The sequence below is a fragment of the Streptomyces sp. NPDC090045 genome, from assembly GCF_044747975.1.
Classification (GTDB): Bacteria; Actinomycetota; Actinomycetes; order Streptomycetales; family Streptomycetaceae; genus Streptomyces.
In genome coordinates this window covers 1-24,600 of sequence record NZ_JBIVFA010000024.1, presented here as the reverse complement: position 1 = coordinate 24,600, position 24,600 = coordinate 1, and the positions used below count along the sequence as shown (strand labels likewise).

The following is a 24,600-nucleotide window of genomic DNA, read 5'->3' as shown; positions in this document are numbered from 1 at the left end:
GCCTCCTCAGCGGCGCGTGATGGTGACGCGGAAGTTGTTGAAGAACTTGTCCTCGAGGGTGTACGCGAAGATGTCGAGGTAGCGCTCGAAGCGGGAGACGACCTCTTCGCCCTCCAGGGCCACGGCCTCGTCCCGGCGCTCGGCCAGCAGGACCAGCCAGGCGCGGCAGGCCATCGCGAAGGACTCGCGCTCGTTGACGATCTCGTCGATCTCGAAGAGGCCCTCGGCGGCGGCGGACAGCTCGCTCAGGTGGGGGATGTGGCAGCCCTCGAACTCGGAGCGCTGGAGGAACTTCAGGTCGTCGAGGAGGGCGCGGTTCATCGGCAGCGCCTCGGCGGTCATGGTGTGCAGGACGAACTTGGCGCCCGGGTTGAGGGCGCCCGCGACCTGCTGGAAGAAGTACCGGTAGCGCTTGGTGCGCTCCTTGGGCGGCAGGTTGGAGGAGACGAAGTGCTCGAGCGCGTTGATGCAGAACGCGGCGTCGTACTTCTCGCTGTCGTCCGCGACCTTGTAGTCCGCCCAGCTCTGGACCAGCGTGGTGATCCGCGGGTTGCCCAGGCCGTCGATGAAGGCCTCCTGGGTGCGGGAGAGGGTCAGGCCGACGGCCTGCTCCGCGCCGTGCACGGTGGTGAGGCGGTTGAGCATGGTGCCCCAGCCGCAGCCGATGTCCAGGACGCGCTTGGCGCCGCCGGCCGCGACGTTCGCGAGCTCGGCGAACTTGTCGAGCTTGCGCTCCTGCGCCTCGTCCAGGGTGGCGACCAGGTCCTCGCCGTCCTCCCAGTAGCCGCCCGAGTACATCATCGTGGGGCCCAGCAGGAGCCGGTAGAAATCGTTGCTGACCTCGTAGTGGTGCCTGATCGCATCGACCTCGGGGTCCACCGACTTGGGGGCGACCGTTGTCATCCTGATCCTCTTTCCTGCGTGTCCGGCGGGCCGTGATTTCCGAATTCGCGACCGAGAAAACCCGATGCCCCGCAAGGCGTGCGCAAGAAGACCGGAAATCGGGATCCGGGGCGGTGTTGCGGCTTCCTTGCGGGGGCGCAGCTTTTATCACTCTCGAAAACCAGACACGCACTGCCGAGTTGCATTGCCGAGAGAGGACCGACCCCATGTCGCTGCCCACCATCGAAGAACTGGCGAGCCAGCTCGAGGCCGTCTCGGGTGCCGCGGAGGTCAGCCCCGACGCCCCGCTCCAGCACATCGCGGACGTCGACTCGCTGGACCTGATGGAGTGGCTGTACGGATTCCAGAACCAGTACCCGCACATCCCGGCCGACGAGTCCCTCTTCGCGGACCTCGACGACACGACCACGCTGCGTGACGTCTACGCGAAGATCGTCGACCTCGTCCCGGCTCAGGCGTAGCGAGGGGTGACGTGACCGGCTTCGACATCACCGGGTGGGGCATGTCCGTACCCGAACGCATCGTCACCAGCGCCGAACTCGCGACACGTTTCGGCGTCGACGAGCACTGGGTCGTCAGCCGCTGCGGGATCCGCGAGCGGCGGGCGGTCGACCCGGGGCAGACCACCGCCTCCCTGGCCGTCGAGGCCGGCCGGCGTGCGCTGGAGAAGGCCGGGCTGACCGGCGAAGACATAGCCCACCTCATCGTCGCGACCGCCACGCCCGAGCAGCCGTCCCCGGCGACGTCCGCGTTCGTCCACCACGAACTGGGCATCTCGGGGAGTGCGCACGACGTCAACTCCGAGTGCGCGGGGTTCGTCTACGGGCTGGTGTCGGCGATGGCGCTGATCGCCATCGATCCCCGGCCGATCCTGCTGATCGGCTCCGACACCCACACCCTGACGGCCAACCCGGCCGACCGTGACCTGTCCATCCTCGTCGGCGACGGCGCGGGCGCGATCGTCCTGCAGCCGGGCGCGGAGAACCGGGTCAAGGCCTGGAACCTGGGCGCCGACGGCGCCTGCACCGGCTCGCTGAAGGTGCTGGCCGGCGGCAGCCGGATGCCCACCACCCAGGAGACGCTGGACGCGGGCCTGCACTACGCGCAGATCAACGGCAACGAGATCTACCTCAACGCCGTCCGCTACACCGTCCGTACGGTGCGCGAGACGCTGGAGAGCGCCAAGGTGGACGCGGCCGATGTGGACCATGTCGTTCCGCACCAGGCCAACATCCGGATCATCAACTCGATCCTGTCGCACACCGGCCTGCGCCAGGAGGCTCTGATCACCAACCTCCAGAAGTACGGCAACACGGCTTCGGCGTCGATCCCGATCGCGCTGACCGAGGCTTTGGAGGAGGGCCGTATCAAGGCCGGTGACAAGGTCCTGCTGGCCGGTTTCGGAGCCGGCATGACGTGGGGTTCGATCCTGATGGAATGGGGCGGTGTCGCGGCATGAGCAAGAACGGTGCGGGAGAGCGGCCCGAGTCCCCGGTCGCGCTGGTGACCGGCGCCTCGGGCGGCCTCGGCCAGGCCCTGGCGCTCGAACTCGACGCGCTGGGCTGCCGGGTCGCGGTCCACTACAACAGTGCTCGTGAGGCGGCCGAGGCCGTCCGGGAGAAGCTGGTGAACCCGTCGGTGCTGGTCACCGGGGACGTCGGTTCGTGGGAGGCCACCCAGGCCCTGCACGAGCGGATATCCGCCGAGCTCGGCCCGGTGGACGTCCTCGTCAACAACGGGGCGATCCGCAAGGACAGCCTCATGGCGATGCAGAACCCGCAGGACTGGGCGCAGGTCATCCAGACCAACCTGATCGGCTCGTTCCACACCGCCCGGGTGTCGGTGCCGCACATGCTGCGCCGGCGGTGGGGCCGGGTGATCAACGTCGTGTCCCCGTCGGGCATCATCGCGACGGCCGGCCAGACGGCGTACTCGGCGTCCAAGGCGGGTCTGATCGGCTTCACCCGTACGCTCGCGTCCGAGTGCGGCCGGCGCGGGGTGACGGTGAACGCGCTGTCCCCCGGGTTCATGATCACGGGTATGACGAACACCCTCCCGGACCGGGTCATCGAGGGCATGGAGGGCAAGGCCCCCATCCCCCGGTTCGTCACGGTCGAGGAGGTGGCCCGCAGTGCCCGTCTCTTCCTGGAGCAGGACTGCATGACGGGCCAGGTCATCAGCATCGACAGTGGCGTGTCCATCACCTGACCCCGACCTCCCCTCCCCCCACGGCCCCGGTCTCCCACCCCCAGGGGAGGCCGGGGCCGCTCGCCGTGCCCCGGCCCGCCGCCCCAACCGGGCGCGAGCAGGGGGTGCGGATGCGAGGGGGGGGTGGGGCTGGCCGGGGGTCGGCATGGCGAAGGCCGCCGCGCAGTGCGCGGCGGCCTTCGGTGTGTCCGGGTCAGGCGGCTGTGTCCGGGGTCGGGCGGCTGTGTCCGGGGTCAGGCGGCGGGGAACGAGGTGACGGGAGGTGTGACGGGATGGGTGACGCAGCCGTGGTCGACCAGGGAGCAGGGGCGGGGGGCCGAGGCGCGGTGGTCGATCTCGAAGACCCCCATCAGCAGCGGGTCCAGGCGGGCCGCGGAGCGCGGAGCGAACGAGCGGGGTTCCGGTGTGCGCAGCAGTTCCAGGTAGGCGGCCTCGGTCTCCGGTGCCGGGTCGATCCCCAGCTCCTCGGCCAGTACCTCGCGCAGCTGCTGGTAGCTGCGTAACGCCTCGGCCCGGTTGCCGGCCCGGGTGTGGGCCGCCATCCGGCAGCGGTAGGCGCTTTCCCTGAAGGGTGCCCGGCGCACCGCCTCCTCCGCGTAGCGCAGGGCGTGGTGCTCGTCGCCGAGGGCGGAGGAGGACAGGCTCGCGGTCTCCAGGGCCTTCAGGCGCAGTTCCTCGAGCTGTTCGCGCATCGCGTTGACCCAGTCGCCCTCGTGTGAGGGCAGGAAGGATCCGCGCAGGTTGGACACGGCGCCGGCGGCGAGCTGCTGGGCCACGGCGTAGGCGCCCTCCGTGTACGCCTCGGCGGCCTCGGTGACCGCGGTTTCCGCGCATTCCACGTCCACGGCGGCGTCCTGCGGCAGCCGTAGGAGGTAGCGGCCGCCCTGGGCGACCAGCGGGGTCACTCCCGGCTGGTCCTGCGGTGTGGTGACGAACGTGCGGACGCGGCTGACGAGGCTGCGCAGCGCGGAGGCCCAGGTGTCGGGCAGTCCTTCGGGCCATATGGTCTCGGCCAGTTGGTCACGGTCCGTACCGCCGGTCCGCTCCAGGAGCAGGCGGGCGAAGGCCACCTGTGCCTGGGCGCTCGACAGGTGTTGTGGCGCTGCTCCGTCCGGCTCGATCGTGACAAGACCTATGAGTCTGATCAGCACTATGCACTCTCCGAAACGGTCGGCTTCCGGCCGTGTCCCCCTAGTTCGTGCGATTCAGAGGATACCGGCGGGTCGTCTCGGCATGTCAACAGCGGTCGGCAAAACATTCCTTCGCGAATGAAAGCCGAGGTCCGGGGATTGTCGTTCTCTTTTCGAGTACAGCTATGGCCTTCCTCTTGCGCCGCTATTGCGCCCCCCGAGTCTTAATGGAATTCCACTAGAGCCCCGCCGGAAGTACGGCAGAGCACCGATGGAGTTCCGGATCCGCCGGACGATCGCGACGAGGAGAAGCACGTGAACGCATCCGCCGCCTGGAGCCGACTCGAGCCGAAGCTGGCCTACTTCCGCGACCGCGTCCGGTCGCTGGAGTACGAGCCCAACCGCAAGAACAGCTTCGTCGCCTACACCGTCGAGCGGGATTCGGCGTACGCGGACCAGGACGGGCGGCGCCTGCTGATGATGTCGGGCTACAGCTATCTGGGGCTGGCCGGCGACGAGCGGGTCGTCTCGGCGGCGAAGGCCGCCGTCGACCGGTACGGCACCGGCAATCACGGGGTGCGGGCGCTGGCGGGATCGACGCCGCTGCACGAGGAACTGGAGGCCGAGGTCGCCAAGTTCGCGGGCCGTGAGCAGGCCCTGGTGTTCGGTTCGGGCTATGCGGCGAACGTCGGCACGGTCGGCGCGATCGTCGGTCCGGGCGACACGGTGTTCATCGACAAGTACGACCACGCGAGCATCGTCGACGGCTGCAAGCTCTCCGGTGCCACGGTGACCCGGTTCCGCCACAACGACGTCGCCCACCTGGAGCGCCGGCTGGCCGCCGCCCCCGACACCGGTGTCCGCCTGGTCATCGTCGACAGCGTGTACTCGATGGACGGCGACATCGCCCCCCTCGTGGAGCTGCGCAAGGTGTGCGATGCGCACAACGCGCTGCTGATGGTCGACGAGGCGCACGCGCTCGGTGTGATCGGTGCGACCGGCAAGGGCATCGAGGAGCACTTCGACTACGAGGTGAAGGTCGACGTCAAGCTCGGCACCCTCTCCAAGGCGATCCCCTCCATGGGCGGCTGGGTCGCCGGTTCCGCCGAGCTGATCCACCACCTCAAGTACGCGGCCCGCCCGTTCCTGTTCTCGGCCGCGCTCGGGCCCGCCCAGAGCGCCGCGGCGCTGGAGTCCCTGCGGATCCTGCAGCGCGAGCCGGAGCGGGTGGAGTTCATCCAGGGCGAGTCCGCGCGGTTCCGCTCGATGCTGCACGAGGCGGGGATGAGCACGGTCGACAGTGAGACCGCGGTGGTTCCGGTCATCGCCGGCTCCGACATCGCCGCCTACGACTACGCCACGGTGTGCCGCAAGAACGGTGTGATCGGCCTGCCGGTGGTCACCCCGGCCGTCCCCAACGACCTGGCCCGGCTGCGGATCGCCATCACCGCGGCCCACACCAAGGCCGACATCGACTTCGCCGCCGAGGCCTTCATCACCTCGGCGCGCGAGTGCCGCATCATCTGACCCCCCTCTTTTCTTGACGACCGCTCTTACGCCTTAGGGAGCAGACATGCCTGGACCGTCCAGTGGCAGTTCGGCGCTCGCGCCCGTCGCCATCACCGGCATGGGTGTGGTCACCCCCGGCGGGTGCACCCCGGACGAGCTGTGGGACACGCTGTGGGCCGGCCGGTCCACCGCCGCCGCCCTCACCCACTTCGACCTCGGCCGCCACCGGGTACGGATCGGCTGCCGCGTCCGCGGCCTGGAGGGCCTGGCCGGGCTCGTTCCGGCCAAGGAGGCCCGCCGGATGGACCCGTTCGCGCACTACGGGACGGCCGCGGCGCTCGCCGCCCACCGCGACGCGGGATCTCCCACCGCCGAGGCCGGCCGCACCGCGATCGTGGTGGGCAACGCGGTGGGCGGGCGGGCCACCAGCGACCTGGAGTCCGCCCACTACACCGAGGGCGGGCCGGGCCGGGTCAACCCGCTGATGCCGCTGATGACCATGCCCAACGCGGCCGCCGCCCACATCGCCATCCGGCTCGGCTGGACCGGTCCCGCCTTCACCGTCGCCAACACCTGCGCCAGCGGCGCCGACGCGATCGGGCACGCCCTGATGCTGCTGCAGACCGGCCGCGCCGATCTCGTCATCGCCGGCGGCGCGGAGCACACCCTGACCCCGGTCACCCTGGCCGGCTTCGGCAACCTCAACGCGGTCTCCCTGCGCAACGAGGACCCGGAGCACGCCTCGCGCCCCTTCGACAAGGACCGCGACGGGTTCGTGATGGGCGAGGGCGCGGGGTTCGTCGTCCTGGAACGGCTCCAGGACGCGCGGGCGCGCGGGGCGCGGACGTACGGCCTGGTCGCCGGGTACGCCGCCACCGCCGACGCCCACCACCTGGCGATGCCGCTGCCCGACGGCGCGGGAGCGGCGGCCGCCATGGCCGGCGCCATCGCCGACGCCGGCCTCGAGGCGGCCGACATCGTCCACGTCAACGCCCACGGCACCTCGACCCCGCACAACGACCGGTCCGAGGCCGCCGCCCTCACCAAGGTGTTCGGCACCGCCCAACCCCCGGTCACCGCACCCAAGTCGGTCATCGGGCACCTGATCGGAGCCGCCGGAGCCGTGGAACTCATCGCGACCGTGCAGGCCATGCGGCACTGCGAGGTACCGCCCACCGCCAACCACGAACAGCTGGAGCCAGGAATGGACATCGACGTCGTCCACGGCACACCCCGTGCCGTGCGCCCGGGACCCGCGATCACGAACTCCTTCGGGTTCGGCGGCCACAACTCCTCCGTGGTGGTGACGCCGGTATGACGCTGCTGTCCCTGCCCTCCCCCGTGCGCACGCTGACCGTCACCGAAGGCGAGATCACCGACTACCGAGGCGCCGCCCGGCGGGATCTGCCCACCGCCCGTCCCGGCCAGGCCTCGCCCGTGCACACCTTCGTCCTGGCCCACACGGTGGCCGAGCAGACCGTCGCCGCGCTGACCGCCGCCGAGCCCGGCCCGGTCTCGGTGGTCCACCTCGGCCAGGACATCCGCACCGTGCGGCCGGTCAGGCCGGGCGAGGAGGTGACCGTACGCCTGGAGGTGGCCGGCATCCGCAAGGAGCCGCGCGGCGCCCGCATCGCGCTGCGGGTCCGTCTCGTCGGCGAGGACGGCCCCGAGCCGTTCGCGGAACTGACCATCTCCGCGCTGCTGGTCGGTGCGACGCTGCTGGAGCCCTTCGGCGACATCGGCGGCGGCCCGGCCGCCCCCGCCCCGGCCGGCAGCTCAGAGCCGCAGAGCGTCGTGCACGAGCTGACCTGCGACTGGATCACCGCGTACGCCCACGCGTCCGGTGACCTCAACCCCATCCACCTCGATGCGCAGGCGGCCCGCGGGGCCGGTTTCGACACCGTCATCGCGCACGGCATGAGCGTGGTCGCCCTCGCCGTGGAGGAGGCCGTGGACCGCTTCGCGGACGGCGACTCCGCGCGGGTGCGCGGCCTGGGCTGCCGCTTCTCGGCCCCGGTGCCTCCCGGCACCGCCCTGGAGATCCTCCTGCAGCCCGACAGCCAGGGGCGCGTCGTCCGCTTCACCTGCAAGACGCCGAAGGGCGCGGCCGTGAAGTCGGGCTGGATCGAGCTCGCCCAGCCGCCGGCCCAGGAAGGAGAAGAGCAGCCATGACCACCCCCACCCCGCCGTCCCCCGCAACCGTCCCGGCTGTGGAGCTCGGTCTCCTGGGAGGGTTCCTGACCCAGGTCCGCGACCGTCCCCACGCCACCGCCCTCGTCTTCAACGGCGAGGAGACCAGCTACCGGGAGCTGTACGAGCTCGCCGGCCGCGAACGCGACCGCCTCGCGCTGCTGGAGCTGGCCCCCGGCGTGCCGGTCGGTGTCCTCGCCGACAAGTCCCCCGCCGCCGTGGCCCTGGTCCTGGGATGTCTGCTGGCCCGCCGGCCGCTGCTGCTGCCGTCCCCGGCCCTCGCCGACACCCTCCTGGCCGATCTCTTCGCCCAGGCCGGCTGCGCCCGGGTGCTGGCCCCCGGCGGTCAGCCGGCCCGGGTCGCACCCAACCCGGAGGTGGCGGCCCAGCCGCTGCCGGCCGGCGAAGCGGCGGAGGTGGCGTTCATGCTCACCACCTCCGGCTCCACCAGCCTGCCCAAGATCGTTCCGCTGGGCCTGGACGCCGTGGACCGCTTCACCCGCTGGGCCGGCCACGCCTTCGGGATCGGGCCCGACCGCACCGTCTTGAACTACGCCCCCCTCAACTTCGACCTGTGCCTCCTGGACGTGTGGACCACCCTCGCCCGCGGCGGCCGCGTGATCCTGGTCGACCCGGCGCTGGCCGCCCACGGACGCCACCTGCGCGACCTGGTGCTGCGCCACGACGTCCACGTCGTGCAGGCCGTCCCGATGGCCTTCGGGCTCCTGCAGGACGCGGCCGACAAGACCGGCGACACCTTCCCCGGCGTCGAGCACGTCATGTTCACCGGCGACGCCATCCCCGACCGCACCTTCGCCGCCCTGCCCGCCCTCTTCCCCAAGGCCCGCATCCACAACATCTACGGCTGTACGGAGACCAACGACAGCTTCGTCCACGAGGTCGACACGTCGGCCACCGCCTTCCCGCCCGTCCCCATCGGCCGCCCGCTGCCGGGCGTCGCGGCCCTGATCCTCGATCCCGACACCGGGGCGCTCGTGGAGGGGCCCGGCAGCGGAGAGCTGTTCGTCTCCACGCCCTTCCAGACGCGCGGTTACCTCGACCGGACCCGGCACGCCGACAAGTTCACCGCCCATCCGCTGGGCCTGGACGAGCGGCGCTGGTTCCGCACCGGCGACCTCGTACGGCGGGACGCGGCCGGCACCCTGCACCTGAGCGGACGCACCGACTTCCAGGTCAAGGTCCGCGGAGTCGCCGTCAACACGGCCGAGATCGAACGGGTCCTGCAGGAACACCCCGACGTACTGGAGGCGGGTGTCGCGGCCCTGCCCGACCCGATCGCCGGCAAACGGCTGATCGCCGCCGTCCAGCGCGCCCCCGGCACCGCCCTGACCGGCCTGCAGCTGCGCACGCACTGCGCCCGGCACCTGCCCAGGGCGGCCGTCCCCCACCAGCTCACCGTGACCGACACCCCGCTGGCGAAGACCGCCACCGGAAAGGTCGACCGCAAGGCACTCGACCGACCCGACCTGCCCGACCGGGCCGGCTCCCCCGCTGCCACGCCCGCACCTGCCACGACACCCATCGCCACACCTCTCGCCGAAGGAATCCCGTCATGAGCAACATCGACACCATCAAGAACTTCGTCATCACCGAGTTCCTCCCGGGCACCGCGGCCGCCGAACTCGCCGCAGACCACGACCTGCTCAACGACGGGGTCATCGACAGCCTGGGCGTCCTCAAGCTGATCGCCTGGGTCGAGGACCGCTTCGAGCTCGCCATCGGCGACGCCGACCTGGACCCCAACAACTTCCGCAGCGTCGAGGCGATCGACACCTTCATCGACCAGGCCCGCCGCACGGCGGCCGCGTAGAACCACCCACCACCACCCGACGACGTCACGAGACGGAGAGCGACCGTGCACGACGCACTCACCGGCCTGCTGGAGCAGCGGGCCCCGGTCGGCCGGGAGACCTGGCGGTCCTGGTGGGACCAGCTCGGCGACGGCAGGCTGGACAAGAGCGAGGTCCTCGCCCTGCTGGCCTCCCTGACCAGCCGGCTCCCGGACCACCAGACCCTGCGCCACCTGCTGGACTCGCTCGCCGAGCGCCGGCCGGCCGCGACGGTGACCACCTCCTGGGAGGGCACCGTCAACGTGGTGGGCACCGGCGGCGGGCCCAGGACCTTCAACATCTCCACCGCCTGCGCGTTCGTCGCCGCGGCCGCGGGGGTCAAGGTCGTCAAGACCGGCTCGCGGGCCTACACCAGCTCGATGGGCTCCGTCGACCTGCTGGAACGCCTCGGTGTCCGTCTCACCTCCTCCTACGCCCAGACCGAGGACACCCTCGCCGCCCACGGGATCGCCTTCGCCGGACCCTTCGTCTACCCGGTCCAGCTGACCCGGCTGGCGCGGACGGTGGCCCCGTACCCGATGAAGCCCTTCGGCCGGTTCCTGAACGCACTCGGCCCCTTCCTCGCCGACCTGCCGGTGACCGCCCAGGTCACCGGGGTCTCGGCGGCAGCCCCCCTGGACACCCTGCGCCAGCTCGCCGCGACCACGACGGGCCGCCGGATCTGGCTGACCGTCAACGACACCGGCGCGGACGAGCTGCTGCCCTTCGCCACCAACACCGTCCACGGGCAGAACACACCGGCCCGGGTCATCCGGCCGGGCGAACTCACCCCGGGCGACGGCTCCTTCGCGGACCTGCGGCCGGCCCCCGACGCCGGCGCGGCCGTCGATCACTTCCACCGCGTCCTGGCCGGCACGGCCGGCCGGGTGGCCACCCACACCGTCTGCCTGGGCGCGGCCGCCCTGGTGGTGGCCTCCGGCGTCCGCCGGGACTGGCCCTCCGCCCTCGCCCTCGCCGAGGGCGCGGTCCGCTCCGGCGCAGCCCACGACCTGGCACGGCGCCTGACGGCCGCGTCCGCCACCCGCACACCGGCGGTGGCCCGTGCCTAGGCCTACGACGCCGACCCGCCACACCCCGGCCACACCCACAGCCACAGCCACGGACCGGGTCAACGGCCCGGCACCGGCGGCGGCCGGTGTGCGGGCGGGGACCACAGCGTCCCCGACCCCGACCCCGGTGGCCCGCCTCGCCCAGGCCTCGCCGGCAGGCGGCCCCGCACCCTTCTTCCCGACCCGCCGGCCCGGCGCCACCCCCGGGCTGGCCCTGTTCCTCAACGCGGGCGACCCGCCGCTGCCCCTGCTGCGGGACCTGGTCCTGATGCTCGACGAGGAGGGCGTGGACTGCCTGGAGTTGGCCGTCCCGTTCCCCGACTCGGTCACCGACGGCCCCGTCGTACGGCGCTCCGCCGGCCGGGCGCTGGAGGCGGGCGGCGCCGGCCTGGACGACGTACTCGCCTTCATCGCCGAGGTACGGCCGCACCTTTCGCACCTGCGGATCGCGCTGCTCGCCGACTGGAGCCACTCCCTCAAGGGCCGCGATCTCGCGGCCGCCACCGGGGAGATCGCCTCGGCGGGCGCGGACGGGCTCCTCGTCCACGCGCTGCCCCCGCGGCTGCGCGAGGCCCATCTGGAATCGGCGCGGGCGGCCGGGCTGCCGGTCGTCACCACCTGCTACGCCAGCAGCCCGGCCGAGGTCCGGGCGCAGGCCGCCACGCAGGCTGGCGCCTACCTGTATCTCGTCGCGCACTACGGGCGCAGCGGGACCGCGCCGGCCGCCGGCCATGCCGCGCTGGCGCAGACCGTCACCGGCCTGCGGGCGCACACGACGTCCCCGATCGCCGTCGGCTTCGGGGTCAGCACACGGCAGGACGTGGCGGCCGTCGGGGCCGCGGGCGCCGACGCCGCGATCATCGGCTCGGCCGCGGTGGCCGCCGTGGAGCGGGCGCGGGAGGACGGCCGGGAGGTGACCGCCGCCTTCCGCGAGTTCGTCCGCTCGGTCCTGCCCGACGTGCCGCACTGACCTTCCCTACCAGCGGAAGTGGGCTCCACCCCTCACCAGCACCATCCGTGCACCACCTCACACCAGGAGACTGCCATGATCGTTCGCGACATCGAGTCCGTGAAGACCGTCGAGTGGGGCAACGGCCTCAGCCGCCGCTTCCTCCTCGCCGAGGACGGCCTGGGCTACTCGCTCACCGACACCACCGTCCTCGCCGGCACCAAGTCCCGCCTGGAGTACGTCAACCACCTGGAAGCCTGCTACTGCATCGAGGGCTCCGGCGAGGTCATCGAGCTCGACGGGACCTCACACGAGATCGTCCCGGGCCGGATGTACGCCCTCGACCAGCACGACGCCCACTTCCTGGTCGCCAGCCCGCACGAGGACCTGCGGCTGGTCTGCGTGTTCTCGCCGGCCCTGCGCGGCGACGAGGTCCACAGCCTCGACGCCCACAGCTCCTCCGCCTACTGAGGCGCGCGTACCGCGCGTACCGCTCGTCCGATCCGTCAGCCGAATGACAAAAAGGGGTCCCTCGTGATCCGTTGGAACGCCGACCAGGCAGATCTGCGCGAAGGCCTGGGGCGGTGGGGAGACGCACTCAGCGCAGACCACATCGAACTCGACGAGCAGTCCGCGTTCTCGCCGGACAAGTGGAAGCTCGTGCAGAAGACCGGGATTCTGGCGCTGCCTTTCGACGAGGACCACGGAGGCCTCGGGCAGTCGCTGCTGACGACCATGTACGTGCTGGAAGGCCTTGGCGAGTACAACCGCGACTCGGGCCTGAGTTTCTCGGTCACCACCTCCATCTGCTCCACCGGCATCCCGATCCAGCAGTTCGGCACCGTGGAGCAGAAGGAGCGCTACCTGCCGCTGATCTGCTCCGGGGAGGCGATCGGCGCCCACGCCATCACCGAGGCCGAGGGCGGCTCGGACGCCATGGCGATGACCACCCGGGCCGTGCGTGACGGGGACGACTTCGTCATCAACGGCAGCAAGGTCTTCGTCAGCAACGGACCGGTCGCGGACGTGATCGTGGTCTACGCCCGTACCCATCCGGACGGCGGCCCGCTGGGGACCACCGCGTTCCTGGTGGACCGGAACACCCCGGGGGTGAGCGCCGGCAAGCCCATCAAGAAGATGGGCCTGCGGACCTCTCCGCTGAGCGAACTGTTCTTCGACGACGTACGGGTGCCCAGGAGCGCGGTGCTGGGCAGGGTCGGAGGCGGGTTCCTCGTCCTGGACCACGTGATGAAACGGGAGATCCTCTTCTCCTTCATCGTCAACGTGGGCGAGATGCAGCACCGGCTGGAGCGGTGTGTCGACTACGCGAAGACCCGCAAGTCCTTCGGGAAGGCGATCGGTTCGTACCAGACGATCGCCAACAAGATCGTCGACACGAAGATCCAGCTGGAGACCGCCCGCAAGTGGCTCTATGACACCGGGGAGAAACTGGAGGCGGGCGAGAACGTCACCGTGGACCTGGCCATCGCCAAACTCGTCACCAGCGAGAGCAACCTGGCCACCAGCATCACCGCCGTGCAGATCTTCGGCGGCCACGGCTACATGTCGGAGTTCGGCCTGGAGCAGGACGTGCGCAACGCGCTGGGCGGCACGATCTACTCGGGGACGAACGAGATCCAGTACAACCGCATCGCCTCGATGCTGGGACTGGGCAAGTGAGCGGCATGCGCCCGCTGTCCCAGACGCTGCTGAAGGTCTGCGGGGCCACGGCCCCGCAGGACATCGAGGCGGCGGCGGCCGCCGGGGCGGACTGCGTCGGGCTCTGGCACGGCGTACCCGGCGGCCCCTCGGAACTCGGCCTGGACGGGCTCGCCGCCTTGGTGGCGGCGGCCCGGCCGGCCGGGCTCCTGCCGGTGCTGGTGACGTTCCTGGCCGATGCGGGTGAACTGGCCGAGATCGTGCGGCGCACCCGTGTCGCCTGGGTCCAGCTTCACGCCTACCAGCCGCCGGCCGTCGTACGGGCACTGCGCGAGGCGCTGCCCGCCGGGGTCGGCCTCGTCAAGGTGCTGCACGTCGACGAGGCGGGCGGCTGTGTGGAGCGCCCGCTGATCGGCGCGTACGAACGGGCCGGCACCGATCTGTTCCTCCTGGACACCGCCACCGGGGACGGCCGGATCGGCAGTACCGGCTCCGCCCTGGACCCGGCCCGTCTGACCGCGTTGCTGCCCCGGCTCACCCGCCCCTTCCTCTTGGCCGGCGGACTGACGGCAGCCAACCGGCCGGCCTACGAGGAGGTGGTGCGCCACGGCGGATTCCGCGGGATCGACGTGGACACGGCGGCGCGCGAGAGGGCGACGGGCCGCTTCGGTGTCCCGGAGATCGCCGCCCTGGCCCGCGCCTGGCGCACCGGCACCCCCCACCCCACCCACACCACCCACCCCGCCGGCGCTGGCGCTGTTGCTGCCGGCGCCGGTGGGCATACCCGACTGGAGCTGTCGCGATGACGAAGCAGAACCGGAACGGCTTCCCTTTTCTCGAGGCCCTCCTGGCCTCTCCCACCCCCGTGGTGATGGAGGTGAAACGGCGCGACGCCCACGGCTACGACATGCTCGGCGGGCGGATTCCCGCCGCGATCGTCCAGGCGTACGAAACGGCGGGCGCGCCGTGCATCTCGGTGGTGACGGGCCGCTGGTTCGGCGGCTCGCCCGCGCTGCTGCGGGACGTGGCCGCCCTGACCGGCCTTCCGCTCCTGCAGAAGGACTTCATCACCAGGAAGGACCAGGTCCGCACGGCGAAGGAGCTCGGGGCCTCGGCGGTGCTGCTGACGGCAACCCTGCTGACGGCCTCGAGCATGCGGACCCTGGTGACGGAGTGCCTGCTGGCCGGCCTCACCCCGTTCGTGGAGATCACGACGGAGGCCGAACTCGAAACCGTCCACCATCCCCAGGAGTGTGTGATCGCGGTCAACAACAAGGACATCCGCACTCGCGAGAAAGGCGCCGGCGACGTGGGCCGCTCCCTCGACCTGCTCCCGGCGCTGCGTGCGGCCGGCGTCGCCTGCCCGGTGAGCGCGAGCGGCATCGACGGCCCCGCGAGCGCCGCCCGTCTCCTGGACGCCGGGTTCGGCGGACTGCTGGTGGGCACCTCGCTGCTGCGCACGGGAGCACCCGTGGAGTGGGTGGACGCGATGGCCGGCGCCCGGAAGGGGCTGGCCCTGCGATGAACTCCCCCACAAGCGGTGCACGCCCCTACGCGCTGAACGCCGCGGGCATCCCCCTGTCGGGGCTGCTGGCCTTCCCCGCGGGCGGGGAGGTCCGCTCCACGATCCTGGCCATCCACGGCCGGGGCATGCGGGCGGCGTACTGGAACTCCCTCATCCCCCTCGCCACCGGCCTGGGCCACGCGGTCCTGGCCCTGGACCGGCCCGGCTACGGCGACTCGGCCGCCTTCCTGACCGAGGGCCAGAGCCTGGCCGGGCAGGCCGAAACCCTCCACGCGGCCCTGAAGGAACACGCGGCCGCGCACCCCATCGGCGCCGGCGTCCTCCTGCTGGGCCACTCCGACGGCGGCAAGGTCGCCCTCCACACGGCGGCCAGCGACGGCGCCGTCCCCCTCCTGGGCCTGGACGCCTCCGGGGTCGGCTACCGCTACGACCCCCAGGCCCTGCACTTCCCCTCCACCCTCGGCGGCGGCGCCTCCAAACTCAACTGGGGCCCCCTGAACCTCTACCCGCGCGGCACCTTCCAGGCCAGCCGCACCCTGCTGTCCCCCACCCCGGCGCGCGAGTCCGCGGAAACCGTCCGCTGGCCGGGCCAGTACGAGGACCTGGCCCCCCGCGTCCGTATCCCCGTCCGCCTCACCTTCGCCGAGCACGAAGCGTGGTGGAACCTGGACGACTCCACCCTCACCGCCATGACCTCCCAGCTGACCGCCGCCCCCCAAGTCATCCTCGATCACCTGGCCGCGGCGGGCCACAACATCAGCCTCGGCCACGCGGCCACCGCCTACCACCTGCGCGCCCTGGCCTTCCTGGAGGACTGCCTGCGCACCTGACCCTCCCCGCACCCCGCCGGCTCCCGCAGCTCCCGCAGCTCCCGCGGGACCTGAGGGAGCCGCGGGTGGCCCCGTACGCCGTCCGGCCGCGCCCCACACAACAGGGGGCGCGGCCGGACGGGTGTCAGGAGGGGCGGGGTCAGGCGGCCACCACCCGGCGCACCAGCTGGTCGCGGATCCGGGCCGGGAGCGCCGGCGCGAACCGCTGCAGGTAGTGGTCCATGTGGGCGTCGTCGCCCACCAGGAAGGGGAGGTCGAAGACCAGGAGCTTGCGGACCGCCAGCAGCGGCAGCGGGGAGCGCAGCGGGCGGAAGGCCTCGTTGTAGAGGCCCGGTTCCTCGCAGACGGGGTGGAACTGGCCGATCATCAGCCCCTCCGCGACGAACTCGTCCTTCGCCTTGCGCTGGAGTTCGTCCAGTTCCACCGAGTCCGTCGCATCGAAGCCGGGCAGGACCAGCAGGATGGTGAGGAGTTCGCGGTCCTCCGGCGACAAGGGCTCCGACAGGGCCGCGTGGCGGGTGCGCAGCGAGTCGACGGCCATGGCCAGGTCCTCGCATCCGGCGGACGGCAGGGCGAGGTGGAAGAGCTCCTTGCGCAGTGAGGGCTGGGTGTAGGGGCAGACCGGTCCGGTGCGGCCCAGCTCGGGGTGGCTGGAGACGAGGAAGTCCCGGCTCCACATGAGGACTTGGAGCAGGGGTCCGAGGGCTTCGGCCGGTACCTCGCCGCGGGCGACCTGGCCGGTGGTCCAGGACTGGATCAGGTCGTCTCCCCTCATCGGGGGTTCCTCCACATCGGTCGCAGGACGGGGCCGCCGTCGGGCAGGGCGATGTCGGTGCCCAGGCGGTCGAAGCCGGCCCGGCGGGTGGCTGCTTCGCCGCCCGGTGAGCTGGCCTCGGTGTAGACGCCGACGCCTTCGGCGTCGGCGCGGGCCGTGATCTGGGCGAGGAGGCGGGAGATGAGGCCGTGCTGCTGGCGGCCGGGGCGGACGGCGCCGAAGGAGACGTAGTAGTGCGGGGTGTGCGGGTGGCGTTCGGCCTGGAGGCGGGCGATGGTGCGCAGTTGGCCGGTGTGCTCGCCCAGCACGTGGGCGAAGGCGGCGTCCAGGGCCTCCTCGTCCGCCTCGGCGCCGGGCGGCAGGAACAGCAGCACCGCATCGCCGTCGTCGGTGGTGAGGATCCCGTCGTGGGCGGCGGAGAGTTCGACGAACACCCGGAAGAACCCGGGGAGCAGTGCGGTGCGCTGCTGCTCGTCTGGGATCATCCAGGCCGTCAGCGCGTCGTCGTGGAAGGCGGCGGCGAGCAGGCCGGACAGGTGGGTGGTGGAGGGCGGGTTGGGCCGGGGTAACACGGTCGGGCCGGGTGTGTGCGGGGACAAGGCGAGGACCTCCGGTCGGAAGGACGAAAAGAAGGGGGCGGGGCAAGGGGCGGGACGGGAAGCGTGTGGGTCAGGGGGTTGTGCGGGCGCGTGCGAGTTCCTCGATGCGGGCGTGGAGGGTGGGCAGGTAGTGCTCGGACTCGGGCTTGATCAGGACGCTGCGGATCACCCGGGCCGCGTCCGCGTCGCGCCGCACGTGGGGGTGGCGGCGGTGGAAGGCGTCCGCGTCGGCGCGCAGCACGCTCAGGAACACGGGGTCCGCTTCCGCTGTCATGCCGTCGCGCAGCAGCCGGTCGCTGGCCGCGTCGATGGCGGACAGGCAGGGGTGGGGGGTGGTGGGGAAGTAGGTGACGATGTCGAGGTCGGGGCGCTGGTAGAGCTCGAGGTCCTCGGAGGCGGTCAGCAGGTCGGCCCAGTGCAGTGCGGCGCGGCGGTTGGCGGTGAGGATGCGTCCGAAGCCGTCGGGTGTGAGCGGCAGGAGTTGCAGGGTCAGCCACAGGGCGGCGGCGGCTGCGCCCGCCCGTGAGCATTCCAGGCTGATCTCGCCCAGGTGGAGGTCGGCGTCGGTGAAGTAGGTGTAGGGCGAGTCGTGGGTGAAGTGGCGGCCGGCCCGCGGGTCGGGGAAGAGGACGGCGCCGCAGCCGTAGGGCTGGAGGCCCTGCTTGTGGGGGTCGACGACCACGGAGTCGCAGGCGGCGATGGCCTGCCAGGGCTTCGGGTCGATGGTGGGGTTGGCGGCCCGGCCCAGGATGGCGTAGAAGCCGCCGTAGGCCGCGTCGACGTGGACGCGTGCCCCGTGGCGGCGGGCCAGCGTCAGGACTTCGTGGACGGGGTCGACCGCTCCGAGGCCGGTGGTTCCGGTGGTGACGACGACGGTGCCGATGCGCCCGGTGCGCAGGGCGCTCTCCAGGGCGTCCAGGTCGATGCGGCCGTGGGTGTCGGTGGGGATGCGGTGGCCCTGCATGCCCAGGACGTGGCACATCCGCTCGTGGGTGTAGTGGCATTCGGCGCTGTAGGCGATGCCGCGGTCGGGGTGGAGCTGGCGGGCGACGTAGAGGGCTTCCAGGTTGGCCATGGTGCCGCTGGTGGTGAGGTGGCCGGTGTGTGCGTCGAGCCCGAACATGGCGGCGAGTTCGGCGACCGCTTCCCGTTCCATCTCGGTGGTGGCGGGACCGCCCTCGGCGGCGTGGTTGTTGGGGTTGAAGAGCATGGCGGTGAGGTAGCCGGTGACGGCTGCGGGGTGGGGTGGTTTGACCATCTGTCCGGCGTAACGCGGGTGGAAGAACGGGTAGTTGTGGTCCATCCGTTTGGCGAGACGGTCGAAGGCCTCGGTGAAGGCATCGGGGTGGACGCGGTGCGCGTCGTGGCTTTGGTAGGGGCCGAACTGCCCTCCCCACCGCTCCGCCACCGTGAGCGCGCGCGGCAGCCAGTCGCGTAAGTCGTGCAGGTCGTGCAGGTCCACGGGTGCCTCCCCCAGCGGCCGCCCCCTTCGGCGGCACGAGTCGGGCGTACGCGGTCGTACGTACGCAAGAGGAGGGTTACGAAGGCCCCGCAAGGCCCGCGCAACGCCTGAGGCCCGCACACCATCTGGGCTCCAGTGATGCGCAAGCCGCGTCTGGTGCACTCGCGGCGCGACAGCCACGCGGGGTTCCCCTTTCTCGCCGCCGGCTGCCCCCGGGGGGAGCGGCGTGCCGAGAGCCGGGCCGTCCCCTTGGTGTGTTCGGCCCCGCTCCCGGGCGTCCGCCCGCAGCCAACCCCCGTTTCCCAGGAGGAAGATTCCATGGTCACCAGACGCAGCTTGCTCGGCGGCGCCGTCGCCGCGACCGGCGCCGGCCTGCTCACCGGCGGTGGCCTGACGCCGCTGCTGCGTGCCCGGACGGCGGAGGCCTCCGCCACCGGCACCGGCACGGGTTCGGGTTCGGGTGGGCCGGTTGTGGTTCCGCCGCCGTTCAGCGTGCGGATGCCGACGGCGCCGGTGCTGCAGCCGATATCGACGCTGGGCGGCCAGGACACCTATGCGGTCACCATCAAGGAGGTGGCGCGGGAGATCATCCCCGGTGTGCAGACGAAGGTGCTGACCTACGACGGGCAGTTCCCGGGGCCGGTGCTGCGGGCCCGCAGCGGGCGCAAGGTGGTCATCCGGCACCGCAACACCCTCACCATGCCGGTCTCGGTCCACCTGCACGGCGGCAGTGTCTCGCCGGACAACGACGGCGGCCCGATGGACACCTTCGCGCCGAACACCTCGCGCACCTACACCTACCCGAACCAGCAGCCGGGCGCCGGCCTGTGGTTCCACGACCACGCGCACCACATGGAGTCGGAGCACGTCTTCCGCGGCCTGTCCGCGACGTATCTCCTCTCCGATGAGAACGAGCGGTCACTGCCGCTGCCGTCCGGCCCCTACGAGGTGCCGATCGCGTTGCGTGACGCCCGCTTCGACGAGGCCGGGCAGCTGGTCTACGTGATGGACGACGTCTTCGGGCGGACCACCATCCTCGCCAACGGCCGCCCGAGCCCGTACGTGGAGGTCGCGGCCCGCAAGTACCGTTTCCGGCTGCTGAACTCCTCCAACATGCGTTTCTTCCAGCTGCGTCTGTCGGACGGCGGCCAGATGATCCAGATCGGCACGGACGGCGGCCTGCTGGAGGCGCCCTTCCCGACGGACACCATCGGGCTGTCGCCGGCGGAGCGGGCGGACGTGGTCATCGACTTCTCCCGCTACCGGGTCGGCACGAAGATCGTCCTGGAGAACACCCTGGGCCCGGGGAGCCCCGACCAGGTGGGCAAGGTGCTGCGCTTCGACGTCGTACGGACCGCCTCCGATGCCTCCCGGGTGCCCGAGCGGCTGCGCACCCTGCCGGCGATGGCGAAGGCCACGGTCGAGCGGAGCATCGTCTTGAGCATGGACGAGGACGGCCGCCAGGAACCGCGGGGGTTCATGGACGGGCAGGTGTGGGACTACCAGCGCATCGACCAGACCATCGCCCACGGCAGTTCGGAGATCTGGACGGTCACCAACGCCAACAAGATCGTCCCGCACAACTTCCACATGCACCTGGTCCAGTTCCGGGTGCTGGAACGCAACGGGGCGCCGGTGGCGCCGGGTGAGGCCGGACTGAAGGACACGGTCCGCCTGTTCCCCGGCGAGACGGTGAAGCTGCACGCCACCTTCAACACGTTCAAGGGGACCTACGTCTACCACTGCCATCTGCTGGACCACTCGGCGATGGGCATGATGGCCAATTTCCGTATCCGCTGACGGCACCCGCGCGGTTATGGGGTGTGCCGTATCCAGCGGAGGTGGGGGAACCGGCCAGGTCCGCTCGACGCGCTCTCAAGGACGGGCCGAGGACCGGACGGCAGGATCCTCGGCAACAGACCGTGTCCGGCCGTGTCCCCCACGCCCGACCCCTGCCCGACCCCTGACCGACCCGAACGATCCGACGTGTCAGCCGTCGCAGCCCTTACGACTGTTGCAGCTGTTGCGACTGTTGCACCCCACTTGTCCCCACACCCACCAGGAGTGAGATGTCCCGCCGTCTGTTCACCTCGGAGTCCGTGACCGAGGGCCACCCCGACAAGATCGCCGACCAGATCAGCGACACGATCCTCGACGCGCTCCTCGCCGAGGACCCCGCCTCCCGGGTGGCGGTGGAGACCCTCATCACCACCGGCCTGGTCCACATAGCCGGCGAGGTCACCACGAAGGCGTACGCCCCGATCGCACAGCTGGTACGGGCCAAGATCCTCGAGATCGGCTACGACTCCTCGCAGAAGGGCTTCGACGGCGCCTCCTGCGGCGTGTCGGTGTCCATCGGCGCCCAGTCCCCCGACATCGCGCAGGGTGTCGACACCGCCTACGAGAGCCGGGTGGAGGGCGCCGCCGCAGGTGAGGACGGAGACGAGCTCGACCGGCAGGGCGCCGGCGACCAGGGCCTGATGTTCGGCTACGCGTGCGATGAGACCCCCGAGCTCATGCCGCTCCCGATCCACCTCGCACACCGGCTCTCGCGCCGGCTGTCCGAGGTCCGCAAGAACGGGACGATCCCCTACCTGCGCCCCGACGGCAAAACGCAGGTCACCATCGAGTACGACGGTGACAAGGCCGTGCGCCTGGACACCGTCGTCGTCTCCACCCAGCACGCCTCCGACATCGACCTGGAGGCCCTGCTGGCCCCGGACATCCGCGAACTGGTCGTCGAGCACACACTGGCCCGGCTCGCCGAGGACGGCATCAAGCTGGAGACCGAGGGCTACCGGCTGCTGGTCAACCCGACCGGCCGCTTCGAGATCGGCGGCCCGATGGGCGACGCCGGCCTCACCGGCCGGAAAATCATCATCGACACCTACGGCGGCATGGCCCGCCACGGTGGCGGCGCCTTCTCCGGCAAGGACCCGTCCAAGGTCGACCGCTCCGCCGCGTACGCGATGCGCTGGGTCGCCAAGAACGTCGTCGCCGCCGGTCTCGCCTCGCGCTGCGAGGTCCAGGTCGCGTACGCCATCGGCAAGGCCGAGCCGGTGGGTCTGTTCGTGGAGACCTTCGGTACCCACACGGTGCCCGCCGACCGGATCGAGCGGGCCATCACGGAGGTCTTCGACCTGCGTCCGGCCGCGATCATCCGCGATCTGGACCTGCTGCGGCCGATCTACGCGCAGACCGCCGCGTACGGCCACTTCGGCCGTGAACTGCCCGACTTCACCTGGGAGCGCACCGACCGCGCCGAGCTGCTGAAGGCCGCCGCCTCCTGAGCCCCCGGGCGCGGCCCTGGCCCCTCCCCCACCAGGCCCCCCCACACACCGCCCCGCCCCGCGCCGCCCTGGGCCTGCCCCACCAGGCCCCCACACACCACCCCACATCGCCCCGCCCCACACCCCGCCCAGTCGCCGCCCAGTCCCAGTCCCGTCCAATGCCCCATCAGATGTCCCCTCAGTTGTCCCCGCACACCCCGCCCCGTCTCGCCTCGCCCCGCCGGTATCAGACCAGTTCACAGGAGTCCACGTGCGTATCGCGGTGACCGGATCCATCGCCACAGATCACCTCATGGCCTTCCCGGGCCGGTTCGTCGACCAGTTGCTGCCCGACCAGCTGGAACACGTCTCGTTGTCGTTCCTCGTCGACAGCCTCCAGGTGCGGCGGGGCGGAGTGGCGGCCAACATCGCCTTCGGCCTCGGCGGCCTCGGCCTCGCCCCCCTCCTGGTGGGAGCCGTGGGCCCGGACTTCGCCGAGTACGAGGTCTGGCTCAAGGAACACGGCGTCGACACCGGCTCGGTGTACGTCTCCTGCGAGCACCAGACCGCCCGCTTCATGTGCATGACCGACCAGGACACCAACCAGATCGCCGCGTTCTACGCGGGCGCGATGGCCGAGGCCGGCCGTATCGACCTGCGTGCCGTCCACGACCGCGCCCCCCTCGACCTGGTGCTCGTCTCGCCCAACGATCCCGGTGCGATGGTCCGCCACACCGAGCAGGCCCGGGAGCTGGGCATCGACTTCGCCGCCGACCCCTCGCAGCAGCTCGCCCGCCTCACCGGCGACGAGGTCCGCAGCCTGGTGACCGGGGCCCGCTGGCTCTTCACCAACGAGTACGAGTCCGCGCTGCTGCGGGAGCGGGCCGGCTGGAGCCACCAGGAGGTCCTGGACCGCGTCGGGGTGTGGGTCACCACCCTGGGCGCGCAGGGCGTCCGTATCGACCGCAAGAACGAACCGGCCATCACCGTCGGCGCGGTCCCTGACGTCCGCGCCGAGGACCCGACCGGTGTCGGCGACGCCTTCCGCTCCGGGTTCCTGGCCGCCGTCAGCTGGGGCCTGCCGCTTGGGACCGCAGCCCAGCTCGGCTGCGCGATGTCCGCGCTGGTCCTGGCGACGACCGGATCCCAGGCGTACGAGATCCGGCCGGCCGCTCTGCTCGCCACCGTCCGCACGGTGTACGGGGAGCAGGCGGCCGGGCTGCTGGAGGCGAAGCTGGGGCGGCCGGCATGACGGCGGACGCGCAGACGCGGGCCGATGCCCTGCGGGAGGCGCTCGCGACGCGTGTGGTGGTCGCCGACGGGGCGATGGGGACGATGCTGCAGGCGCAGGACCCTTCGATGGAGGACTTCCAGCAGCTGGAGGGCTGCAACGAGGTCCTGAACATCACCCGCCCGGACATCGTGCGGTCGGTGCACGAGGCGTACTTCTCGGTGGGTGTGGACTGCGTCGAGACGAACACCTTCGGTACGAACTACGCCGCGCTGGCCGAGTACGACATCGCGGAGCGGAACTTCGAGCTGTCCGAGGCGGGTGCCCGGATCGCCCGTGAGGTCGCGGACGAGTTCACCGCCTCCACTGGCCAGCAGCGCTGGGTCCTCGGCTCCATGGGCCCCGGCACCAAGCTCCCCACGCTCGGCCACATCACCTACGGGCAGATCCGTGACGCCTACCAGATCAACGCCGAGGGCCTGATCACCGGCGGGGCGGACGCGCTGCTGGTGGAGACCACCCAGGACCTGCTGCAGACGAAGTCGTCGATCATCGGCGCCCGGCGCGCGATGGAGGCCCTGGGGGTCACCGTTCCGCTGATCTGTTCGGTGACGGTGGAGACGACGGGCACGATGCTGCTGGGCTCGGAGATCGGTGCGGCGCTGACGGCGCTGGAGCCGCTGGGCATCGACATGATCGGCCTGAACTGCGCCACCGGCCCCGCGGAGATGAGCGAGCACCTGCGGTATCTGGCGCGCAATGCCCGTATCCCGCTGTCCTGCATGCCGAATGCGGGGCTTCCGGTGCTGACGAAGCAGGGTGCGCACTATCCGCTGAGTGCGGCCGAGCTGGCGGACGCCCAGGAGACGTTCGTCCGCGAGTACGGGCTCTCGCTGGTGGGCGGCTGCTGCGGTACGACGCCGGAGCATCTGCGGCAGGTGGTGGAGCGGGTCCGCGGTGCGGCGGTCACCGAGCGCAGCCCCCAGCCGGAGCCGGGTGCGGCTTCGCTGTATCAGACGGTTCCGTTCCGTCAGGACACCTCGTACATGGCGATCGGTGAGCGGACGAACGCCAACGGCTCCAAGAAGTTCCGTGAGGCCATGCTGGAGGCCCGCTGGGACGACTGTGTGGAGATGGCCCGCGACCAGATCCGCGAGGGCGCGCACATGCTCGACCTGTGCGTGGACTACGTGGGCCGCGACGGCGTCGCCGACATGGAGGAGCTCGCCGGCCGCTTCGCCACCGCCTCCACCCTGCCGATCGTCCTGGACTCCACCGAGGTCCCCGTCATCCGTGCCGGCCTGGAGAAGCTCGGCGGCCGCGCGGTCATCAACTCCGTCAACTACGAGGACGGTGACGGTCCGGAGTCCCGGTTCGCGCTGGTCACCCGGTTGGCGCAGGAGCACGGTGCGGCTTTGATCGCGCTGACCATCGACGAGGA

The 24,600-nt window shown here is 71.4% G+C and carries 24 protein-coding genes; 19 read left to right on the top strand and 5 right to left on the bottom strand.

Translation table 11 applies throughout. The annotated features are described in order from the left end of the window. Positions 1 to 6: 6 nt before the first annotated feature. Positions 7 to 903 carry a class I SAM-dependent methyltransferase gene (locus ACIPYQ_RS38490; RefSeq protein WP_401259033.1) on the bottom strand — a complete coding sequence of 299 codons (897 nt, stop codon included), beginning with the start codon at positions 901 to 903 and terminating at the stop codon, positions 7 to 9. A gap of 206 nt (positions 904 to 1,109) precedes the next feature. Here ACIPYQ_RS38490 and ACIPYQ_RS38485 point away from each other — a divergent pair, with 206 nt between their 5' ends. From ACIPYQ_RS38485 to ACIPYQ_RS38475, 3 genes are read left to right on the top strand one after another with little or no spacing between them, the layout of a single operon-like run. Next, the gene (locus tag ACIPYQ_RS38485; RefSeq protein ID WP_030390264.1) at positions 1,110 to 1,364 is read left to right on the top strand and encodes a hypothetical protein; all 255 of its coding nucleotides are present in this window, start codon (positions 1,110 to 1,112) and stop codon (positions 1,362 to 1,364) included. 11 nt (positions 1,365 to 1,375) lie between these two features. Further along, positions 1,376 to 2,362: a 3-oxoacyl-ACP synthase III family protein gene (locus tag ACIPYQ_RS38480; protein ID WP_401259032.1), complete on the top strand. Its 987-nt coding sequence runs from the start codon at positions 1,376 to 1,378 to the stop codon at positions 2,360 to 2,362. Further along, the gene (locus tag ACIPYQ_RS38475) at positions 2,359 to 3,111 is read left to right on the top strand and encodes an SDR family NAD(P)-dependent oxidoreductase (RefSeq protein WP_361761569.1); all 753 of its coding nucleotides are present in this window, start codon (positions 2,359 to 2,361) and stop codon (positions 3,109 to 3,111) included. The genes ACIPYQ_RS38480 and ACIPYQ_RS38475 overlap by 4 nt, the downstream gene beginning before the upstream one ends. Positions 3,112 to 3,344: 233 nt before the next feature. Here ACIPYQ_RS38475 and ACIPYQ_RS38470 read toward each other — a convergent pair whose 3' ends face one another. After that, positions 3,345 to 4,262, bottom strand: coding sequence for a bacterial transcriptional activator domain-containing protein (locus tag ACIPYQ_RS38470; RefSeq protein ID WP_361770483.1), 918 nt, complete (start codon positions 4,260 to 4,262; stop codon positions 3,345 to 3,347). A gap of 294 nt (positions 4,263 to 4,556) precedes the next feature. Here ACIPYQ_RS38470 and ACIPYQ_RS38465 point away from each other — a divergent pair, with 294 nt between their 5' ends. The 12 genes from ACIPYQ_RS38465 (at position 4,557) to ACIPYQ_RS38410 (ending at position 15,823) form a co-directional block, all read left to right on the top strand. Further along, positions 4,557 to 5,768, top strand: coding sequence for an aminotransferase class I/II-fold pyridoxal phosphate-dependent enzyme (locus tag ACIPYQ_RS38465; RefSeq protein ID WP_401259029.1), 1,212 nt, complete (start codon positions 4,557 to 4,559; stop codon positions 5,766 to 5,768). A gap of 46 nt (positions 5,769 to 5,814) precedes the next feature. Further along, entirely contained in the window at positions 5,815 to 7,068 is a 1,254-nt protein-coding gene (locus tag ACIPYQ_RS38460) for a beta-ketoacyl-[acyl-carrier-protein] synthase family protein (RefSeq protein ID WP_401259028.1), read from the top strand. Next, a complete protein-coding gene (locus ACIPYQ_RS38455) occupies positions 7,065 to 7,922 on the top strand; it encodes a MaoC/PaaZ C-terminal domain-containing protein (RefSeq protein ID WP_401259027.1) in 858 nt (285 codons plus the stop codon). Before ACIPYQ_RS38460 ends, ACIPYQ_RS38455 begins: the two co-directional genes overlap by 4 nt. After that, a complete protein-coding gene (locus ACIPYQ_RS38450; RefSeq protein ID WP_401259026.1) occupies positions 7,919 to 9,517 on the top strand; it encodes an AMP-binding protein in 1,599 nt (532 codons plus the stop codon). Before ACIPYQ_RS38455 ends, ACIPYQ_RS38450 begins: the two co-directional genes overlap by 4 nt. Continuing rightward, on the top strand, positions 9,514 to 9,771 hold the full coding sequence (locus ACIPYQ_RS38445) for a phosphopantetheine-binding protein (protein WP_361770498.1): 258 nt from the start codon (positions 9,514 to 9,516) through the stop codon (positions 9,769 to 9,771). Before ACIPYQ_RS38450 ends, ACIPYQ_RS38445 begins: the two co-directional genes overlap by 4 nt. A gap of 45 nt (positions 9,772 to 9,816) precedes the next feature. Then, positions 9,817 to 10,860, top strand: coding sequence for a hypothetical protein (locus ACIPYQ_RS38440; RefSeq protein ID WP_401259025.1), 1,044 nt, complete (start codon positions 9,817 to 9,819; stop codon positions 10,858 to 10,860). A 127-nt stretch (positions 10,861 to 10,987) separates the two neighbouring features. Beyond that, a complete protein-coding gene (trpA, locus tag ACIPYQ_RS38435) occupies positions 10,988 to 11,830 on the top strand; it encodes a tryptophan synthase subunit alpha (RefSeq protein ID WP_401259023.1) in 843 nt (280 codons plus the stop codon). Positions 11,831 to 11,905: 75 nt separating this feature from the next. Beyond that, positions 11,906 to 12,280, top strand: coding sequence for an ectoine synthase (locus tag ACIPYQ_RS38430; RefSeq protein ID WP_030721055.1), 375 nt, complete (start codon positions 11,906 to 11,908; stop codon positions 12,278 to 12,280). A 63-nt stretch (positions 12,281 to 12,343) separates the two neighbouring features. Then, positions 12,344 to 13,489 carry an acyl-CoA dehydrogenase family protein gene (locus ACIPYQ_RS38425; protein WP_401259020.1) on the top strand — a complete coding sequence of 382 codons (1,146 nt, stop codon included), beginning with the start codon at positions 12,344 to 12,346 and terminating at the stop codon, positions 13,487 to 13,489. 5 nt (positions 13,490 to 13,494) lie between these two features. Then, entirely contained in the window at positions 13,495 to 14,274 is a 780-nt protein-coding gene (locus ACIPYQ_RS38420; protein WP_401259119.1) for an N-(5'-phosphoribosyl)anthranilate isomerase, read from the top strand. Beyond that, entirely contained in the window at positions 14,271 to 14,993 is a 723-nt protein-coding gene (locus tag ACIPYQ_RS38415) for an indole-3-glycerol-phosphate synthase (protein WP_361770511.1), read from the top strand. The genes ACIPYQ_RS38420 and ACIPYQ_RS38415 overlap by 4 nt, the downstream gene beginning before the upstream one ends. Beyond that, a complete protein-coding gene (locus ACIPYQ_RS38410; RefSeq protein WP_401259017.1) occupies positions 14,990 to 15,823 on the top strand; it encodes an alpha/beta hydrolase in 834 nt (277 codons plus the stop codon). The genes ACIPYQ_RS38415 and ACIPYQ_RS38410 overlap by 4 nt, the downstream gene beginning before the upstream one ends. Positions 15,824 to 15,962: 139 nt before the next feature. Here the strand turns inward: ACIPYQ_RS38410 and ACIPYQ_RS38405 are convergent, their stop codons facing one another. The 3 genes from ACIPYQ_RS38405 to ACIPYQ_RS38395 form a co-directional block, all read right to left on the bottom strand. Beyond that, the gene (locus ACIPYQ_RS38405; RefSeq protein ID WP_361770857.1) at positions 15,963 to 16,598 is read right to left on the bottom strand and encodes a DUF6875 domain-containing protein; all 636 of its coding nucleotides are present in this window, start codon (positions 16,596 to 16,598) and stop codon (positions 15,963 to 15,965) included. Then, on the bottom strand, positions 16,595 to 17,197 hold the full coding sequence (locus tag ACIPYQ_RS38400) for a hypothetical protein (protein WP_401259014.1): 603 nt from the start codon (positions 17,195 to 17,197) through the stop codon (positions 16,595 to 16,597). The genes ACIPYQ_RS38405 and ACIPYQ_RS38400 overlap by 4 nt, the downstream gene beginning before the upstream one ends. Before the next feature lie 70 nt (positions 17,198 to 17,267). Continuing rightward, entirely contained in the window at positions 17,268 to 18,659 is a 1,392-nt protein-coding gene (locus tag ACIPYQ_RS38395; protein ID WP_401259011.1) for a pyridoxal phosphate-dependent decarboxylase family protein, read from the bottom strand. 318 nt (positions 18,660 to 18,977) lie between these two features. Here ACIPYQ_RS38395 and ACIPYQ_RS38390 point away from each other — a divergent pair, with 318 nt between their 5' ends. The 4 genes from ACIPYQ_RS38390 to ACIPYQ_RS38375 form a co-directional block, all read left to right on the top strand. Continuing rightward, the gene (locus tag ACIPYQ_RS38390) at positions 18,978 to 20,459 is read left to right on the top strand and encodes a multicopper oxidase family protein (RefSeq protein WP_401259009.1); all 1,482 of its coding nucleotides are present in this window, start codon (positions 18,978 to 18,980) and stop codon (positions 20,457 to 20,459) included. Between the two features lie 269 nt (positions 20,460 to 20,728). After that, positions 20,729 to 21,949: a methionine adenosyltransferase gene (gene metK, locus ACIPYQ_RS38385; protein WP_401259007.1), complete on the top strand. Its 1,221-nt coding sequence runs from the start codon at positions 20,729 to 20,731 to the stop codon at positions 21,947 to 21,949. A 250-nt stretch (positions 21,950 to 22,199) separates the two neighbouring features. After that, the gene (locus ACIPYQ_RS38380) at positions 22,200 to 23,180 is read left to right on the top strand and encodes a carbohydrate kinase family protein (protein WP_401259005.1); all 981 of its coding nucleotides are present in this window, start codon (positions 22,200 to 22,202) and stop codon (positions 23,178 to 23,180) included. Continuing rightward, positions 23,177 to 24,600: homocysteine S-methyltransferase family protein (locus ACIPYQ_RS38375; protein WP_401259002.1), on the top strand; the 1,424-nt coding region annotated here is incomplete at its 3' end. The genes ACIPYQ_RS38380 and ACIPYQ_RS38375, both read left to right, overlap by 4 nt.

Excerpts from the sequence above, each read along its gene's own strand:
- ACIPYQ_RS38490 (WP_401259033.1), bottom strand. The coding sequence starts at position 903 with ATGACAACGGTCGCCCCCAAGTCGGTGGACCCCGAGGTCGATGCGATC.
- ACIPYQ_RS38485 (WP_030390264.1), top strand. The coding sequence starts at position 1,110 with ATGTCGCTGCCCACCATCGAAGAACTGGCGAGCCAGCTCGAGGCCGTC.
- ACIPYQ_RS38475 (WP_361761569.1), top strand. The coding sequence starts at position 2,359 with ATGAGCAAGAACGGTGCGGGAGAGCGGCCCGAGTCCCCGGTCGCGCTG.
- ACIPYQ_RS38460 (WP_401259028.1), top strand. The coding sequence starts at position 5,815 with ATGCCTGGACCGTCCAGTGGCAGTTCGGCGCTCGCGCCCGTCGCCATC.
- ACIPYQ_RS38455 (WP_401259027.1), top strand. The coding sequence starts at position 7,065 with ATGACGCTGCTGTCCCTGCCCTCCCCCGTGCGCACGCTGACCGTCACC.
- ACIPYQ_RS38450 (WP_401259026.1), top strand. The coding sequence starts at position 7,919 with ATGACCACCCCCACCCCGCCGTCCCCCGCAACCGTCCCGGCTGTGGAG.
- ACIPYQ_RS38445 (WP_361770498.1), top strand. The coding sequence starts at position 9,514 with ATGAGCAACATCGACACCATCAAGAACTTCGTCATCACCGAGTTCCTC.
- ACIPYQ_RS38430 (WP_030721055.1), top strand. The coding sequence starts at position 11,906 with ATGATCGTTCGCGACATCGAGTCCGTGAAGACCGTCGAGTGGGGCAAC.
- ACIPYQ_RS38420 (WP_401259119.1), top strand. The coding sequence starts at position 13,495 with ATGCGCCCGCTGTCCCAGACGCTGCTGAAGGTCTGCGGGGCCACGGCC.
- ACIPYQ_RS38415 (WP_361770511.1), top strand. The coding sequence starts at position 14,271 with ATGACGAAGCAGAACCGGAACGGCTTCCCTTTTCTCGAGGCCCTCCTG.
- ACIPYQ_RS38410 (WP_401259017.1), top strand. The coding sequence starts at position 14,990 with ATGAACTCCCCCACAAGCGGTGCACGCCCCTACGCGCTGAACGCCGCG.
- ACIPYQ_RS38405 (WP_361770857.1), bottom strand. The coding sequence starts at position 16,598 with ATGAGGGGAGACGACCTGATCCAGTCCTGGACCACCGGCCAGGTCGCC.
- ACIPYQ_RS38390 (WP_401259009.1), top strand. The coding sequence starts at position 18,978 with ATGGTCACCAGACGCAGCTTGCTCGGCGGCGCCGTCGCCGCGACCGGC.
- metK (WP_401259007.1), top strand. The coding sequence starts at position 20,729 with ATGTCCCGCCGTCTGTTCACCTCGGAGTCCGTGACCGAGGGCCACCCC.